Below are 16,992 nucleotides of genomic sequence, written 5' to 3'. Positions count from 1 at the left end.
GGCGGGCAGTATTACAACTGCCGGTCAACAATCAGCCAACGCAGTCTTCAAAAAAAACTGCGTCTTCATGGCGCACTTATGTCAGACACCCACAATTGATTGGGTCTGTCGACTACTAGGGTTCTGATTAGGTTAGGATATTTTCTGAATCGATGACCCGAGAAGGTAGTAGTTACCCGCCGTCTTCGTTTTCTGATTAACAGGCCATTAGCCGCCAACAACTCAAAAAGTACATCTCGCCCTATCTTAATGCCTTGTTTAGTCATCTCCTCTTTAAGCAGATCGTGTAACTTGCGCCCACCCATTTTGGGATGATCCTTCCGCAGCTTTTTGACCATCTCAATTACATCGGATTCACTATTGACCTGGCCAGCTTGCCGCTGCCAATACTGATAATAAGCCTGTCGTGAAAAACCAAGCCAGCCTTCTAGCTGCCGAATATGCAGAGTAGGATAATTCATGAGCATGAATCGGATGGCTTGGTAGCGGACCGGGCCACGGCGGCTTTTTTTCGATATCAACGCCTAGCTCTTCAGCTACTTTAACGATGGTCGAATAATACAAGGCTTTGAATTTAGCCGCTTCCAGTTCTTGTTCGAGGGCATGCACCTTGGCTCGCAATTCGTTTTGATCCTCACTCTGGGATGGGGAACCAGGGACGGCCGTTTTGTTTTGATCCTCACTCTGGGATGGGGAACCAGGGACGGCCGTTTTGTTTTGAACAGGAGGTAGGTTGGGTAGCTCAGAGCCTGTTTCTTGGTTTGTTTGCCCTTCTTTCTCTACCTTGTCGACCCAATGCCGAACCGTCTTTCGGTTGATATTGAAGTGGACAGCGGCTTAGTCCATGTTGAGTTTGCCCAAGTGAATTTATTGCACCATTTGGCGCATGATGAGTTCATGCTCTTGCACGGGTGATAGATTGAGTTGATCCATAAGTTAACTGGTTTGTGGTCAACTTTTTCCAAGACAAGTCAATGAATTAGTGCTTAGCTAATCTGCAAGATAATAGGCTCTCTTCTCGTTTCATTGCTCCGACCCGCGATAGCGTCGCAGTGGCGCACCACCCATGGCTGGCCTCAGCTGTACACTTTCAGCTGACTATACACACTTATCGCTTACACCGCACCACTGCAGAACCACTTTGTTAGCAACATGTGTTCTTCTTCTCGCCACTGGTAATCGGTCGTTACAGTCTCGTCATGGTGTCGCGGAATAGAATTAATTGTCTCGCCATCGTCCCAACCTGCCAATGAAGTTTTAGCTTTTTTACTCTGCTTTTAAAACGTTTACCGGTTCAATTTGCCCCGCTCGAATGGTTTGGGATAGGACAGTCAGAAGCCCGACTATAGCAACCAAACCAAAGGCAATGCTTATATTTATAAGACCCAAATCAAGATAACTGCCCATTTCTTTTCTTAGTAAATCACCACAAAACAAGCCAGCTGGAACACCAATAAGGCCGGCAATTAGTATAAGAATGCCAAAATTCTTGGTAACTATCCACACCAATTTTATATTATTTGCTCCTAATATTTTTCTTATACCCAGTTCTTTCGTGCGCGTTTCTACGGAGTAACTGGCTATACCTAAAATGCCCAAAGCAGCGATTAGCATGACAATCAGGGCAGAGCCTCCGAAAATTTCCATTTCTCCACTGATTTCTCCTGAATAACGATACTTTTTTAAATTATAAAGATTGGCTGTTTTCTGAGGAAAATGATCTTTCCATACCGATTGAATGGCCTTGGTCGCTTCCATTTCTGTATCGGGCTTTATTTTTATGGTCAAGGTAGTTATTTCATTGGGCAAATACCGATACAGTAAAGGGCGTTGTTGGCCAATCATTTCATTGGGTAAGATGCCTATGACTTGTACAGAGGCCGAGTCCAGCAAGAGATTTTGCCCCACTAGGGCCTCCGATTTAGATGCCAATAATTTTGCGGCAGCTTCATTCACCAACACATATTGCTCCGTACGTTGGGGCATATTTTCAGGAAAATTTTGCCCAGCTAGTAAGCGGATACCTTCTGTTTCAATTGTTCGTGGGTCAATACTTACGTAATGTATTGCCAGCGTTTTATCGTTTAGCGTTACAGAATCTTTACCCATTTTAATGGGCTCATAGTACCAGTTAGTGGCCAACGTCGTTTCTACCTGACTTAACTGACTTAGTTCGTTTTGCAGGTTTTGATAGTGTTCACCTTTTAAATCCAGTGTCAGCACATTGGAGGGCACGGTGGAGCGGATGATTGCCTTGTTTTTTCTATCATAATCGGCTACGATGACCACCAAGATCATAAATAGGATGGTCACCGAAAATTGAACGACAATCAACGCTTTGTAAACAGCAACACCCCGGAACAGCTTTATAGTCTTCGTTTTACGCAAAACCTGTATAGGCTGAAACGCTGACAATAGCCAGGCCGGAAATGCTCCTGCGACTAAGCCGGTGATAACGGCGTAGGTTATCAAGCATACTAGTAAGGCTATATCCCAGGAGAATGTCACATCATCCATATCGGGTATATAGTGGGCTAAAATAGTAACACATGGCACTGTAAACAACAAAGCAAACAGGGCAACAAGGGTCGATTCCATTAAAAATTGACCGATAACTTGTCCTCTTGTTGCGCCTATGGTTTTGCGAACACCTACTTCTTGCGCCCGGGAGAACGCACGCGCCAATGCCAAACTGATATAATTGAAAGCAGCTAAAAGGGTTAAAGATAGAATGATGAATAGCTGCGTTTTTACGTCTTCCCAACTAACGCCCGCATTGGGGTTATTTTTAATATCAATTTTTCCAGGTGTAATATCTTCGATGGGTTGTGCCAAAAATTGAAGATTGCTCTCATCTAATGTCCGATTATAGTTCTGGAGCGTTGCCTTAAGTTGCTCTAAATTATCCTCTGATTTTAAACGGGCATAAATTGCTGAACTCTTGAAGCCTCCCCAATCTTGTGAAATACTACTGATTGCTCCTTTTTTTTCAAGCAGTTCAGCAGAACTAATTGATAACATTGCCTCAATGGGCAGATGTGTTTCTAAAGGCGGGTCCTTGATTATTCCCCCAACGATATAATAGCCTAAATTTTCAAATTGAACCGTATGTCCTAAGACATTGGTGCTGCCAAATATTTTCTCTGCTGTTTTTTCTGTTAAAAAAAGGGTGGTGGAATTATTGGCAAGGCTTTGTGCAGTACCTGACAACAATTTGAAGCCAAAAACATCAAAAAAAGAAGGCTCTGAAAATTTTAGGTCAATCGGTACATCACCCTTGTCGGTTTGCAGGTTATGTTTTCCGGCCAGACGTACTTTAACCGTTTTTCCAACAAAGGAGACGCTGTCTAGTTGAGTCGCCAATGGCAATGGAGCTGTTGCCCATTTGGTTTGTTCCCCCTCCTTTGTTTCCTGGGTGAGTATCCGTACTAATTGATTTAATTCCGGATGGAAATGGTCTGTATCAAAAGTGGCTTTCAGGCCGGTAAACAGAATAACGCCAACCGCCATACTCAGTGACAAGCTCAGTATATTGACCAATGAAAAAAGTTTGTTTTTCCAAAGGTTGCGCCAGGCGATTTTAAAATAGTTACGAATCATATCCGGATTGATTAGAGATGGCGAGGGGTGTTCAGGGGTAAAGTAAGGACGGGTGGTAGCCCGTCGCTTTGGGAAGAAATCCTTTTGCCGGCTGGCCAGGCTGGCCACTCGACGCCGCAGGTAATAAGGTCGAATAACCTTCAGCGCTTCCAGACCATACCTGAAGCGGGCTCGCCAGGAACCCACTTGGTCAACTTGCTGGGCAAATTGCTCGTGCAGATCTCCCTGCAACTCTTCCAGGAGATCAGTGGGCGTCAACCAACTGAGCAGGCGGTCGGCCCAGCAGGGCGGGCGCTGAGGTGTTGGGTCGGAGAAAGACTCGTTCATCGGTTAGGAGAAGAAAGGGGTGGGTAAGGCCTCCCAAAACCCCATCCGTAGTTGACGCATCTCCCGCAGTACTTGCTGACCAGCCGCTGTCAGGGTGAATAAGCGTTTGCGCCGTCCGCCCCGGGCTAGGGTAGCTCCACCTAATTCCGAGCCCACGAGACCTTTCTCCTCCAGGCGATACAGGACTACATGCACCCCCGTTACGGATGTGGTTCGCTGGGTTCGTTGCTGGAGTTCGTCGGCAATGGTGACGCCATAGGCCCCGGTGGGTTGTTGTTGCAGGAGGGCTACGGCGAGTAAGACCAGCTCTTCAAACTCCCCCAGATAGGTTCGACTCATACCAAATGTACTAAAAAAGGTATATTTCTTTAATAGTTGTTGAACAAATAAAGTGCCAATTTTATAACTGATTTATTTTCAGGAATATAACCTAATAAGTAGTAGCTATATGTCCGAAAACGTACAAAAGCTGTCCGGTACCAGGTATTTTAAGTTCTATTCCTCATTTCATCACCATGAAGACTGTCTGCCTCCTGTAGGGTTCCATCCAGCTTCTAAAAGCTGGATGGAACCCTACAGGTGAAACAAGTACAGTTTGGCTATCATGTAGCACTGGAGTATGAATGGACGATCATACCCCAGACGACAGTAACGACGCGTATTGGTTTAGCCAACATCAAAGAAGCGTATAGTTCCCTGATTGGCTTACAGCTTGGCTACCAGTTGTAGGATGGGTTAATTGCGACCGACCCGCCCGTATTCCTGTCTAAAGGTGGATGGAATACAGGTATTTCTTTAAACGCTCCTCAAAACGAGACAAAGGAACGGTCATACATGCACTTCAAGAAATGGGCGGTTAAAGAGACTGTGAATCATCAAGAATTTAACTGGAAAGTTATAAAGTGAATGGAATGCCACCTTTGCTGACAACTTCAATCAATAGATTATAACCAGCCAAACCGCTGGACTAATTTGTCTTTCTGATTGCGGGCAACCGGAATACTAACTTCGTTGGTCATGACAACGTAGCTACCTTCGCCTTTCATGAACAGCTTAATCTGATCGAGGTTGATAACGTACTGACGGTGAATACGTAGGAAATTCCGTTCTTCTAATACTTCCTGAACCTCACGTAGCGTACGAGTGAGCAGGTATTGACGGTTCTGAGTAGCAATAACTTTGGTGTAGTTGCTGTCGGATTCGCAGTAGATAATCTCTCCGACAGGCAAAAAAATCACACCCTGCTGATAAGGAACTGCGATCTTTTCCGCTAAACGCTGACTGTGAAACTGACTTTTGAGTAAATCCAACTGCTGATTATCCACCCGTTGATGGCGTTCAGCTTTTCGAACGGCTTCCTGCAAATCCGACGTATCGATGGGTTTCAGTAAATAATCTAGTGCGCTGAATCGGAAGGCTTTAACGGCGAACTCGTTGTAAGCTGTCACGAAAATCAGGCTGAAGGGAAGCGAGCCAATCTTTTCCAGCAACTGAAATCCGTTCATGCGCGGCATTTCAATATCCAGAAAAACGACGTCGGGTTGCAGAATCTGAATCAGCCGCAACCCTTCTTCGCTATTCGTGGAGCGACCAACTAGCTGTATCTGCGGACAATGCTGGGCTAACTCGCGAGCCCACACAATCAGGTTCGTCGTCGATGATAATAGCTTTGAGCATAATTCAGTGAGCGAAAGAGTGAATGAGTGAAAGAGCGAATGAGTGCCGGCCAATCTTTCACTCATTCACTCTTTCGCTCATTAAATCGGTATCTCCAGCACGATTTCGGTTCCGGCGGGTTGGCCGTCGGAGTCGGTTAAATCGTGAATCTGGACTTGCGTTTGGGTTTGGTAAAGTTTATTGATGAGTGCGATACGTTCGCTCGTTACGTTCATGCCGAACGATTTTTTGGGCGTTGCCGATTTGCTTTTGAGTTCAGCCGCTTTGGTACGTCCAATGCCGTCGTCGGTGATGGTTATCTGCAAATAATCGTCTCGAAGCTGTTCTACACGTACTGCTACGTTGCCCCCTTCGAGCTTCTGCATCAGTCCGTGCCAGATGGCATTTTCGACATACGGTTGAAGTAGCAACGGTGGTATTTCCACAAACTCGGTGTCAATGGATGCCTGTACGTCAATCTGGTAGTGAAGCTTGTTTTTGAATCGCATGGCTTCCATATCCAGATAAAGTTGCAGTGCATCCAGTTCGTTTTGCAACGTAATACGTTCAGAGCGAGAGTTTTCCAACACGAGCCGAATCAATCGGCTAAACTTGGTAAGGTATTCCGATGCTTTCTTGGTATCGTTATCGGTAGCGTATAATTTAATGGAATTGAGACAGTTAAAAATAAAATGCGGATTCATCTGGGCACGTAGCGCGATCATTTCGGTTTCGGCCAGTTTCTGCTCAAATCCCAATTCAAGTTGCCGAATCCGTTGCTCTTCCAGCAGGTAGCTTTGCGCCTGAATTTCTTTGGTACGTTGTGCCAGTTTGTCTTCCAGTTCCTGCGTATACGTAGCGTGTAATGACGCATTTTCCTCCTCAACTAAACGACTTCGATATGCCAGCGCGAGCGCAAAACAGAACAGCTCAATCACAAGTCCCAGCGCCATAAAGAAAGGCGGATAGTTGATAAACTCTTTGGCTTTATCCGATAAGGTGGTGACTAATATAAATCCGTGAAGGGGTGAGATGGCAATAATAAATAAACTGATTCCACCTGCCAGTAAGTACTTTTTCATTGGACTGCGACTGCGGAAAATCGCTACAAGTAGAATTAGCCCTGCAAACACACCCAGTAAATCGCTGTACAGGTAATACGTATTGTAATAAAACCAGGGGCCGGTAACTAATTCGATAAAGGCCATTGCCTGTTGCGCAAGTAAGACGACCATAAGCAAGACAACCACCCGCCATAACAATGGCTGCTCGCTACGGAGGTTTAATAGTTTTGACAGGAAAAGCGCGTAGAAAAAACTAACCAAATAGGATATAGATATCCAGGCCGGGTGAAATAATTGAGGTAAAGCAGCGGGTGCCAAACCCAAGGCCAACCGACCGTCGGCAAATTTTACGATCCAGCAAAAACCAGCGCCAGCATAAAGTGCATAGTATAAATAAGCGCGATCTCGATTGAGGTAGTACTGAAAGAGCGTATATAAGCTCATCAGTAACAAACAACCCACAATCATCGCCATGGCAATTGAAAGCCATTTTGTTCGACTGGCTTCTGTTACTGTTCTTTCCGCATATCCTAACGGCGTACGTAGCAGATCGGAGTCTGTTGAGAAAACCCGGATGTAATCGATAAGCCGGACATAATACGTAATACTCTTTTGGGGAAGCACCCGTATAGGTAAATTCTCAGGCCAGCTATCAGATTTTCGTCGGAAGATTCCCGTTTGCGCTATGAACCTGCCAGACGAATCATATAGCGTACTAATGGTGTGCGTACCTTGCTCATACCAGAGACGTACCGTATCGGTAGGGTGGGTATTTACAAGCTGAAAACGGAGCCAGATAATTCGCGTCGATTTGATGTGATAGTTATGACCGAGGATCTTTGGAAGGTCTGATTCTGACAGGGGAACAAAATGCTGATGTCGAACGGATGCAAAGGTCTGAAGTGTATCGCTGGCTGGATCTTCGTAAAACCAGGTTTGCTGGCGGATGTTGATTTCATGCTTTGATGTAGGCTGACCATGGAGAATTATGGGTTGGCCAATCGCCAGCCGACTCAGCAGTGAACCAACAAACAACAGCGTAAATCCTCTCATTGACAGGCTGATAAATAGTCTTTCGAATATCGGCAATTACCGGCACGAACCCTATTATTTTCGGGCGAATGGCAGCTTTTGCCTGATCATTAGTCGAATTATTGAGTGAAGCAATTCACACAGAAACACCGTCATCTACGCAGTATTTTCGACGCTCCATCCGGGATTAGTGGCACGGGGACTGGTGCGCCAATACCTTCGTTTCGATTTCAGGATGGCCTGAATGCTCAATCTATTAACACAAAAACACGAAAACCAATGAAAACGATTCTGCTTTCAATGCTCCTGGCTGTTACTTCACTGACAACATCGACAACTGTTACGTTCGCCCAGCAATCTGGTGAAGAAGCCGCGATTAAAAAGGTTTTAACAACGTCATTTGATGCTTTCGGCAAACGCGATCTGGATGGTTTTGCCGCTTATTTTGTTAAATCGCCCGAACTATTTTACCAGGTTCATGCGGCTGACGGACAATTACTTGTAGCGCATGGATGGGAGGCCATGACGCACATGGTCGGTGGACACATGAAAAATGATCCGAACGACTTCAAAGGCAAACACAGCCTTTCTGATATCCGCATTCATACGCAGGGCGATATGGCTTGGGTCAGCCAAACGAGTAATTGGGCATCACCGCGTGGTGCTTCTAAAGGAAGTGATATCCTGGTTCTGCAGAAACAATCAGGTCAATGGAAAATTGCTGCGTTGACTACCCAAACGTATGCAGAGGGGAAACTGATTGTGGTGAAATAACGGTAAGGCTGTGTAACTTGACTTCGTCATTCCTGATTCGGCTCAGCGCCCGCCAGGAATGACGAAGTTCAATTCTAAACTCTATGAACTGAGGAGTAGGCTTAAACCTTCGAACTAGAATGATTTTATTATTACGAGTAGCTTAATCTCCAAAGATGCTCCTATTTAAGAAGAATTAAAGGTCTGATACGTCCTGAAAATAAACGGTCCAGCACCGGCGGTGGTGAGGCCCGGCCGGGATTGGCATTCCGACCGGCCGTGGCGGTTAACAGCAATAAACCAGACTCGGATCAATAACCGAACGGCAAACCTCAGATTAGTGGTCCGAACCTACTCTTTTTTCAGCAGCTAGGTTTCGTGGGGCGAAATGGGCGCTCGTATTTGCCAATCGTTACGTGCAAGTAGAATGAATTAGTTATACGTGTAGCAATCATGCTTTTAATTCGTAATAGATAATTTTTACCAATTACCACTGCCGAAGAAAGCAAGAATTCTAAGGTTTACCCAGCGAAAAAACGTTTCCTTTGCGTAGGTACAACTGTATGATTCGTTGTGGAACAGCCCGCTCTTATCCTCGACCCAAACCCTGATCATCCCGTCTGGAGACGACAACTTTTCGAGGCTGATTTTTACTTGTTTAAACAATGGACGCTCGACTCAAAGGGTTCGGGATTGCCATACACGGGCGACAGTTATTGTTTTAGTCTGGTCTTTAGTAATTCAGGTCAGATAAAATTCGACTTAGCCAATAAAGCCTATGAACTACACACTGGTTATGTGGTAGTTGAAAAAGGCCACAACTATGATTTTCGACTGTACCCGGCCACGGGCAGTTTTTCGATCATTGATTTTACCGATGATTTCTACGAACAATTACTCGATGAATACCAACTGCGTCATAGCTCCTTTTTCGGTAATCCGAATGCACTCACCCTGGGGTTGAGAACGACACCCGTCATCGATTACCTGTTTTATCAGCTTTGGCAGCCGGGAGGGGAGATGAGTCGGTTAGGGCGTGACCAGTTAGTGCTACAGTTGGTGCAGGAAGTCGTCGGGCGGATCGAAAACCATGACCCGAATGAGCCACTAACCCTGTACAAACGCTTTCATCTAAATTCCATCGAGCAGGCAAAGGCGTATCTGCATCGGGAATTCAACCGCGACCTGTCGCTGCTGGATTTAGCAGATCACTGCTGTGTGAGTCCGTTTCACCTGGGTAGATTATTCAAAACGCACACGGGTTACACACCCTACTACTATTTAGTCAGCATCCGACTGGCCCACGCCGAACGGCTGCTGCGCGACACCGCTCTGCCTGTAACTGATATCGGTTTCGCGTCGGGGTTCAACAGCCTGGAATACTTCATCACGGCGTTCCGGCACCGCTACCAGCGGAGTCCAGCGCAGTACCGGAAGCAAGGGCCGTTGTAATATGTATGTCAGTAGTGGCTATCAGGCCGAAAACGCTGACCGATTTGCTCGAAAATCCAAAGTTGCGAAAGCCGAAAGGTTTCCTGTACGTTGTAATCAGTCAGTTTTCTACATCAAAAAAGAAAATGAGAACGCTAAAACTTCAAATGCACCTGTCCATAGACAACTACGTAAACATGGAGCGGGGCGGCACAAACTTCAAATGGGACCATGAAGTGATTGAATTCTGTGTTGACAATCTTGATAGTGTGGACACCATTTTACTCGGACGTAAAACCGCCCAGGAATTAATACCCTTCTGGGATCAAGTAGCTACCGATTCAAGCCATCCTGATGTTGCGCTTGGGCAACGAATTTCGGAAATTCCCAAAGTTGTCTTTTCAAATACCCTCACCGAACACCCCTGGAAAAACACGACGCTAATCCGTGGCGACATGCCTACTGAACTAAGTAAGCTCAAAAAATCACAAGGCAACGATATCCTGGTTTATGGCGGAGCCTCTTTTGCTGCTTCTTTAATTCAAAACGGGTTGATAGATGCGTTTTATTTTCTGCTGAATCCGTTTCGTTTGGGCAAAGGGGTAACCCTCTTTCAACCAAACGACGATGTTCAATTATTTACGCTCATAAAATCGATGCCTTTTCCCTGCGGAACCGTACTGCTTCATTATCATCCCAACCAACCCTAAACAGAAAGTTCATCCCAAAACTGTTCGCTGGTAAAGGGTAATCTGTCGGACGAAATGGTAAGTCTAAGAAACTAAAAACAGTCTGAAATGAAGACAATCCTGATGACCTGTTTCTTTGTTGCTAGTAGTATAATCGCCATGGAGTCCTGCCAGCCAAGTACAAAAGAAAGCCAGAACGCGTCAACCGCATCAGCTACTATGGCCACCAATCAGAACATTAAGCCAGTAGAAAGCGGCTTTGCCGATATAAACGGGCTAAAGATGTACTATGAGGTGTACGGCAAAGGAAAACCCCTCGTAATGCTGCATGGTTCTCATCTCGCCATTCCGATGAACTGGTCGCACGTCATACCGCTGATGGCGAAAGACCGAAAGGTGCTAGTAACAGAGTTGCAAGGCCACGGTCGTACAAGAGATATTGCCCGTGAAATTAGCTATGAAGGCATGGCCGACGATGTCTCTGGTCTGCTTGAGCACCTGAAAATTGACAGTGCAGATGTATTGGGCTGGAGCATGGGTGGTGGCGTAGCGTTTCAGTTTGCCGTTCGCCATCCAGAGCAGCTTCGCCGACTGATAGTCGTTTCGGCGCCCTACAAACATGATGGATGGTGGAAGGACACAGAGAACAGCTTTGCTACGTTTAACGCCGACCAGTTCAGAGGCACTCCGATACAAAAACAGTACGATAGTCTTGGCAATGACCCAGCACATTTTCCTGAATTTGTGAAAAAAGTTATTAGCATCGACCTGAAGCCATATGATTGGTCAAAAGATGTATTGGCTATAAAAGCCCCGATATTCATGGCTATCGGCGGTGCCGACGGCGTACGCTACGAGCATGCGCTGGAACTGTTTCGGGCCAAGGGTGGCGGCAAACAAGGTGATCTTCACGGACTACCCAAATCGCGGCTCGCTATTCTACCTGGCACCACGCACATAGGCATGTTTATGCAACACCAGAGTTGGCTTATACCCATGATAACCGATTTCCTGGATTCCGACCTCAAGACTGAGCCCCCTACGTTTTAAGGCGCAACGTACCGTTCCTGACCCAAATGGTCGCCCAATGATACTACCGAACGAAAGAGACTCCAGATTTATGACCATCAGACTGGGCAGAACCTTAACCGATTCTGAGCATCATTTGCTGGCGTTATGGGCCGCTGACTGTGCCGAACATGTACTACATTTCTTTGAGTCAGTGAAGCCTTCAGACTCCCGACCTCGCGTAGCGATTGAGCAGATTCGGGCCTGGGTACGGGGCGAGATCAAGATAACTCAGTCACGGGCTGCGGCAAGAGACCTGAAGGGAGCCGCCCGCTATGCTGCTTATGCGGCTGGTCAGGCGGCAGTGGTGGCGCATGTGGCGGCCCATGAACTGGGGGCAGCGGCCTACGCGATTAAAGCCGTAAAAGATTCACTTGGAAAAGACGAACAGGAGGAAGCGAGTCACAAAGAGTGTCAGTGGCAGCGGGATCAACTGCCGGATGCTATTCGCGACCTTGTTCTTGATGACCAACGAGTAAGAAATCACCTCTGCTGGTTTGCATTCACTTGTTGATATAACGTCAAAAATAGCAGTGACAAATCCAAAAATCCGATAACTAACCATTACCCGAAACCGCCGACAGCCATGAAAAAACAAGGTATTCATAACGCACAAATTCCAAACCCTGCCCTGAACGGACTCGGCCAATTGATCGGCGAATGGAACACCATGGGCACCCACCCCGCCGTTCCCAGCAAAGTTTTGTCCGGGAAAGCATCCTTCCAGTGGATTGAGGGCGGTGCCTTTTTGCGGTGGTACGCTGAGGTGGATGAAGAAGGATTCCCGGCAGGTATTGCCATCTTTGGTAGCGACGACGCAACCGGCGAGTTATTTATGCTCTATTTTGACGAGCGGAACGTATCAAGAAAGCACGAGGTCTCGGTTGAAAACAACGTAGTGAAATGGTGGCGTCATACCCCCGGTTTTTCGCAGCGATATACCTTGACTATTACAGACGACGGGAATACTATCGTCGGAAAAGGCGAATTGAGTAAAGACGATACAACCTGGGAAAACGACCTGAATCAGACATACACCCGTGTTCAGTAATGGGTGCGTCATCTGGGTTATTCTAAACTATATAACGTCGCAAACGCCCCTGTAAACGACGCATTAGCAAACGCTTGATGCGCTGCATGAGCGGTACGTTTGTATCGTACAATAAAGGTTGCTTCGCACCAAGCTGCCACAAAGGTTTTACAGCCAATTTTAAATCACCCATGAGAAAGCTCATTTTATTCATGTCAACCTCGCTGGATGGACGAATCGGGGGAGCCAACGATGAAACGACCGCCGAAAACACCATCGACACACCGGAACAGGAGGATCACCGATACGCCAATCAGTTGTTTGCGGCTGCCGATACAGTCGTCTTTGGCCGGTTGACCTACGAAGGCTTTATTGGGTACTGGGATACGCTCGATTTGTCCGATGCGTCGGTGCCAGCCGTTGAAGTGGAGTTTGCCCAAGCGTTCCGACGGCTAAACCGGGTCGTTTTCTCCCGTACCTTAACCCAGGTACCCGACAACACCCTGTTGATCAACGACGACATTCCAACGCAGGTGGGTAAACTCAAGAAACAGGTGGGTCAGGATATACTGCTGGTTTGTGGCCCCGAACTCCTGGCTACATTGGCCGAACAGGGTTTAGTGGATGAACTACTACTCATTATTCTGCCCAAAGCGCTAGGAAAGGGCCAGTCGTTATTCGGCCAACTCCGCCAACCGATGAACTTGACGCTGATGACTACCCGTGCATTCAAGTCGGGAGGTGTCCTGCACCAATATCAGATCAACAATGCCTGAACTGATGAGAAAACGCAGGGGACACCGGTACGTTTTAGGTCTACTGTTTGGGTTTATTTTCGTTCCCGCAGCCGCACAACGGGTAGGGCAACCCATTGACACCCTATTCCGGATCAAACTTGGCAACGTCGATCAGACCGTATTTATCAAGGGAAACGATCGAGCCAAACCACTGTTGCTCATCCTACACGGGGGTCCTGGATTTTCTGATTTTTACCTGTGGCAGACCTACAACCAGCCACTGGAAAACGACTATACCGTTGTAACCTGGGATCAGCGGGGAACCGGGCTTTCGTACAATGATTCAATTCCGGTAGCGTCAATGACGTTCGATCAAATTGCCCTTGATGTTCATGAATTAACGCTGTTTCTGAAAAAACTTTTCATCCAGGATAAACTATACCTGATTGGTTATTCGGGCGGCTCGATTTCGGGCGTGAAAGTAGTAACCAGCTATCCAGAAGACTACAAGGCGTTTATCAGTGTTGGGCAGGTGGTGGATGGGATGAAAAATGAGCAGCTATCGGTGCAGTACACCATCGACAATGCCCAAAAAGAGAACAACCAGCAAGCACTCAGTGAATTGCGGGACATTGCGAAACACTACCCGGCCAAAGGAAAGGATGCCGTGGTGAATCTGAAAAAGCAACGAGCCTGGTTGCGCTACTACAACGGTGATCTGTGTAAGGGTACGTCCATGAAAGAGCTGTTCGCCGGCCTGAACCCAACCGTAATGAAGCACTATAACGGGACGCTTATTGACAAAGGCGGTAGGTTTTCCATGGAAACGATGTGGGATCAAGTCATTGCGGTAGATTTCTTAACGACCAAACTGGAATTTAAGGTGCCTGTTTACTTTGTCGTTGGCCGTTGTGATTACAATGCCGTTCATACCTTAGTCGAAGAGTATTACCAGAAAATCAAGGCTCCCCGTAAACAACTCATCTACTTTGAGAAATCCGGTCATTATATGCCCTTCACCGAACCGGACAAATTCAATGCGTTGTTGAAAAACCTTGCCCAATGATATGAACCTGACAAATGGACAAATTGCGGAAGCGTTCTCCAAACACGAATTCGAGCGAACGTATCCATATCTGAGCGATACAATCCAGTGGAAGCTGGTGGGTAGCGAACGGATTGTCGGCAAAGTGGACGTAATGCGAAATTGCCTCCTGCGATATGTATCGCTTCATGGATGGTAAACTGTCGGCTATTACGTCCTTTACAGCCGACGTAAGTGAAAACGTGTAGGGAGCGGGACGCTCTGTATATATTACATTCATTACGTACGTTCAAGAAATACAACCTGTACTCATGAAGCCAGACGCTCAAATCAACAACGTAACGCTATACGAGTACGCCGGGGGCTGGGATGCGCTCTATCGGTTCAGCGACCTATTTTACCATGCCTGTTTAGTTGATTCACTGCTTCAGCCGCTTTTTGGGCATGAGGAGCCTGGTCATGTAGAGCGCTTCACCGCTTTTACGGCCGAGAGCTTTGGTGGTCCCGACCGATTCACGAAAGAAATGGGGGGCTTCCGGCATCTCATTGACGCACACCGGGGCTATCACATTACCGAAGCTCAACGCCAGCGATTTGTCGATTTATTTATGGAAGCTGCTGACAAAGCAGGATTGCCTGCTGATGAATCCTTCCGAGTGGCCCTGAAATCCCACGTTGATTTCGGTTCGCACGTTGCCACCCAAAATTCTAACGCGACCACCGAGGCTGAGTTGCACCCGCTGCGCGACGTACCGAAATGGCAGTGGTGAGTCACTACTCGTGTGCTGCCCAAGTTGAGGACAGCAAAACAGTATAAAAACCAATTTATGTTATGAATGGCCTTCCACTTCCGGTGATTGATATCAGCAAACAGACCGACGCTGTCACGACCAACTATGCTAATTTTTCGCTAGCCTCCGTTAACGATCATGTGGTTAAGGTGAGCGTGATGACCCAAAGCTATTACTGGCATTATCATCCCAACTCGGATGAGACATTTCTAGCGATGGAAGGCATACTACTCATTGACCTGGAAAGCGAAACAATCGAGTTGCTGCCTGGCCAACTCGTTACCATCCCCCGAAACGTAGTCCACCGAACCCGGCCCAAAGGCGAACGTTCGGTGAATATAACCATTGAGCATAGTCAGCTTGAAACCGTTAAAATTGATCCGGTTGTTTAACTATGTCTTCTGCTACTGGCAGGTTTTGATGAATGTTGATGATGGGGTGGGATGGTTAAGTGACGCATAGAAACGACTATGCGTGGGACTGACTTTATCGAACTAGTGGTTGTGGCACAGGGTACGTTTCTGCGCTTAGCTGGGTGGCACACCACGCGCCTGAGCGGATGGCCGGGGGCTGTTGACGGTATTGCTGGGCGCGGCCTGTCTGTTGATGGGCTGGCCCTGCATGATTAGCACTGGCTGGCCGATGTACCGGACCTAATCGGACTGGGGCGGGCCTGCCGTTTTTGTTTGGACCGCTACGTGAATGCGTCGGTCGAGTCGGCGTTTCACTGGCGACGGGTTTACTGGCTGCATCTGATAGGTCATGTAGCCAATAGTTGCTTGGTCTCACAAATCCCTCCTACTTGAGACGAAGCAGCATTCATATATCTGCTTCATAATTGGGGCGTGGCTGTTGCACAACTCCCAGTCGGCAAGGTATCCACTAGAATCCGCTTCTATTGAGCACAATTTAAGCCCTAAAGACGATAGAACAACAACGAGAATGCAGCTTATTTGAACGACTATGATGGCCCAGATGAGTTGTGCAACAGCCACGAGCGTTTAAAGAGACGATGAACTAGCAGGGGTTTAGTAGGGAAAGCCATCAGGTAAAATCGTGACTAACTCACCATTACTACATTCCCCTAATATGAGCAGGGGAGAATATGCTTGTCTCGACCTAAATACACTTGAAAACCTAAGCCAATTCGTAAGGCATCGGATCGACCGTAATTCATGCTTTGAAAGCGCGTATCCGGATAGTCTAAATAGAAAAGAGTAGCCCCCGTATAATTAGCTGTCACATTAAAACTCACCGCAGCATTCAGAAATAAGGCAACACCAGCCGTTATTCCATAGATAAAGCTACTGGCTTTATCTACCTCGTCAGTTTGATCGATGCGACTTGTCAAATGACCCTGATTGTAGCGCCAACCTGCGGATAAGCTTGCAAAGGGTTTGACCGTTTCGTGGTTACCTAAATAGTAACGGACAAAAGGAGAAAAGCCGATGAAGGTAGTTTTGTAAATCTCCGCTCTATCTGTCATAGATATGTATAATAAAACGGGAGTTCAAGACCTAGTGATAAATTAGGAGCTACGAATCGACCCAGTGCTGGATAGAGTGCGACTCTGGTATAGACCTGACCAGGATGACTTCGGTCTGATAGGGTAATATGGCTAACCGTGTTGCCTACATGGTAGGTGCCTGGCTCGGTTTGGGAGTGTGCAACAGAAAACGGACAACATAGGGTTGGACTTGCAATAGTATAGTGGAGATTTTTTCTTAAGCGGCCATTGAGGAAGTGTAAAAATAAGATTCCTGTTGACT

Annotated in this window: 19 protein-coding genes; 12 read left to right on the top strand and 7 right to left on the bottom strand. The window is 46.9% G+C overall.

What is annotated here, in order from left to right:
• Positions 1 to 357: 357 nt before the first annotated feature.
• From IC229_RS35615 to IC229_RS34500, 3 genes are all read right to left on the bottom strand, one after another.
• Entirely contained in the window at positions 358 to 621 is a 264-nt protein-coding gene (locus IC229_RS35615; RefSeq protein ID WP_223834386.1) for a hypothetical protein, read from the bottom strand.
• A 645-nt stretch (positions 622 to 1,266) separates the two neighbouring features.
• Positions 1,267 to 3,927 carry a permease prefix domain 2-containing transporter gene (locus IC229_RS34505; protein WP_223834385.1) on the bottom strand — a complete coding sequence of 887 codons (2,661 nt, stop codon included), beginning with the start codon at positions 3,925 to 3,927 and terminating at the stop codon, positions 1,267 to 1,269.
• Positions 3,928 to 3,930: 3 nt separating this feature from the next.
• Positions 3,931 to 4,266 carry a PadR family transcriptional regulator gene (locus tag IC229_RS34500; protein ID WP_190893506.1) on the bottom strand — a complete coding sequence of 112 codons (336 nt, stop codon included), beginning with the start codon at positions 4,264 to 4,266 and terminating at the stop codon, positions 3,931 to 3,933.
• 240 nt (positions 4,267 to 4,506) lie between these two features.
• Here IC229_RS34500 and IC229_RS34495 point away from each other — a divergent pair, with 240 nt between their 5' ends.
• Positions 4,507 to 4,656: a hypothetical protein gene (locus IC229_RS34495; protein ID WP_190893504.1), complete on the top strand. Its 150-nt coding sequence runs from the start codon at positions 4,507 to 4,509 to the stop codon at positions 4,654 to 4,656.
• A 215-nt stretch (positions 4,657 to 4,871) separates the two neighbouring features.
• On the opposite strand, the gene IC229_RS34490 is transcribed toward IC229_RS34495, so the two are convergent.
• Both IC229_RS34490 and IC229_RS34485 read right to left on the bottom strand, forming a co-directional pair.
• Positions 4,872 to 5,669, bottom strand: a complete 798-nt coding sequence (locus IC229_RS34490) for a LytR/AlgR family response regulator transcription factor (protein ID WP_223834384.1) — start codon at positions 5,667 to 5,669, stop codon at positions 4,872 to 4,874.
• A gap of 15 nt (positions 5,670 to 5,684) precedes the next feature.
• Positions 5,685 to 7,700 carry a histidine kinase gene (locus tag IC229_RS34485; RefSeq protein ID WP_190893502.1) on the bottom strand — a complete coding sequence of 672 codons (2,016 nt, stop codon included), beginning with the start codon at positions 7,698 to 7,700 and terminating at the stop codon, positions 5,685 to 5,687.
• Between the two features lie 258 nt (positions 7,701 to 7,958).
• On the opposite strand from IC229_RS34485, the gene IC229_RS34480 reads away from it, so the two are divergent.
• From IC229_RS34480 to IC229_RS34445, 8 genes are all read left to right on the top strand, one after another.
• Positions 7,959 to 8,453, top strand: coding sequence for a YybH family protein (locus IC229_RS34480; protein WP_190893501.1), 495 nt, complete (start codon positions 7,959 to 7,961; stop codon positions 8,451 to 8,453).
• A 552-nt stretch (positions 8,454 to 9,005) separates the two neighbouring features.
• A complete protein-coding gene (locus IC229_RS36000; protein WP_190893499.1) occupies positions 9,006 to 9,884 on the top strand; it encodes a helix-turn-helix domain-containing protein in 879 nt (292 codons plus the stop codon).
• A gap of 125 nt (positions 9,885 to 10,009) precedes the next feature.
• On the top strand, positions 10,010 to 10,573 hold the full coding sequence (locus IC229_RS34470) for a dihydrofolate reductase family protein (protein ID WP_190893497.1): 564 nt from the start codon (positions 10,010 to 10,012) through the stop codon (positions 10,571 to 10,573).
• 87 nt (positions 10,574 to 10,660) lie between these two features.
• Complete coding sequence (locus IC229_RS34465; RefSeq protein WP_223834383.1) at positions 10,661 to 11,602, top strand: alpha/beta fold hydrolase; 942 nt, start codon at positions 10,661 to 10,663, stop codon at positions 11,600 to 11,602.
• Positions 11,603 to 11,672: 70 nt separating this feature from the next.
• A complete protein-coding gene (locus IC229_RS34460; protein ID WP_223834382.1) occupies positions 11,673 to 12,134 on the top strand; it encodes a putative immunity protein in 462 nt (153 codons plus the stop codon).
• Positions 12,135 to 12,206: 72 nt separating this feature from the next.
• Positions 12,207 to 12,671: a hypothetical protein gene (locus tag IC229_RS34455; protein ID WP_190893494.1), complete on the top strand. Its 465-nt coding sequence runs from the start codon at positions 12,207 to 12,209 to the stop codon at positions 12,669 to 12,671.
• Between the two features lie 170 nt (positions 12,672 to 12,841).
• Positions 12,842 to 13,426, top strand: a complete 585-nt coding sequence (locus IC229_RS34450) for a dihydrofolate reductase family protein (protein ID WP_190893492.1) — start codon at positions 12,842 to 12,844, stop codon at positions 13,424 to 13,426.
• 4 nt (positions 13,427 to 13,430) lie between these two features.
• A complete protein-coding gene (locus tag IC229_RS34445; protein ID WP_190893490.1) occupies positions 13,431 to 14,453 on the top strand; it encodes an alpha/beta fold hydrolase in 1,023 nt (340 codons plus the stop codon).
• Here the strand turns inward: IC229_RS34445 and IC229_RS34440 are convergent.
• Positions 14,422 to 14,712, bottom strand: a complete 291-nt coding sequence (locus IC229_RS34440) for a hypothetical protein (protein ID WP_190893488.1) — start codon at positions 14,710 to 14,712, stop codon at positions 14,422 to 14,424. The genes IC229_RS34445 and IC229_RS34440 overlap by 32 nt on opposite strands.
• Before the next feature lie 31 nt (positions 14,713 to 14,743).
• On the opposite strand from IC229_RS34440, the gene IC229_RS34435 reads away from it, so the two are divergent.
• From IC229_RS34435 to IC229_RS34425, 3 genes are all read left to right on the top strand, one after another.
• On the top strand, positions 14,744 to 15,202 hold the full coding sequence (locus IC229_RS34435) for a group II truncated hemoglobin (protein ID WP_190893486.1): 459 nt from the start codon (positions 14,744 to 14,746) through the stop codon (positions 15,200 to 15,202).
• A gap of 62 nt (positions 15,203 to 15,264) precedes the next feature.
• Entirely contained in the window at positions 15,265 to 15,615 is a 351-nt protein-coding gene (locus IC229_RS34430) for a cupin domain-containing protein (protein ID WP_190893484.1), read from the top strand.
• 78 nt (positions 15,616 to 15,693) lie between these two features.
• Positions 15,694 to 15,852 carry a hypothetical protein gene (locus IC229_RS34425; RefSeq protein WP_190893482.1) on the top strand — a complete coding sequence of 53 codons (159 nt, stop codon included), beginning with the start codon at positions 15,694 to 15,696 and terminating at the stop codon, positions 15,850 to 15,852.
• 455 nt (positions 15,853 to 16,307) lie between these two features.
• Here IC229_RS34425 and IC229_RS34420 read toward each other — a convergent pair whose 3' ends face one another.
• Entirely contained in the window at positions 16,308 to 16,709 is a 402-nt protein-coding gene (locus tag IC229_RS34420; protein WP_190893481.1) for a hypothetical protein, read from the bottom strand.
• Positions 16,710 to 16,992 lie beyond the last annotated feature (283 nt).

It is taken from the genome of Spirosoma profusum (assembly GCF_014699005.1).
In the GTDB taxonomy this organism is placed as follows: Bacteria; Bacteroidota; Bacteroidia; order Cytophagales; family Spirosomataceae; genus Spirosoma; species Spirosoma profusum.
This window is presented reverse-complemented; position numbering and strand designations above follow the sequence as displayed.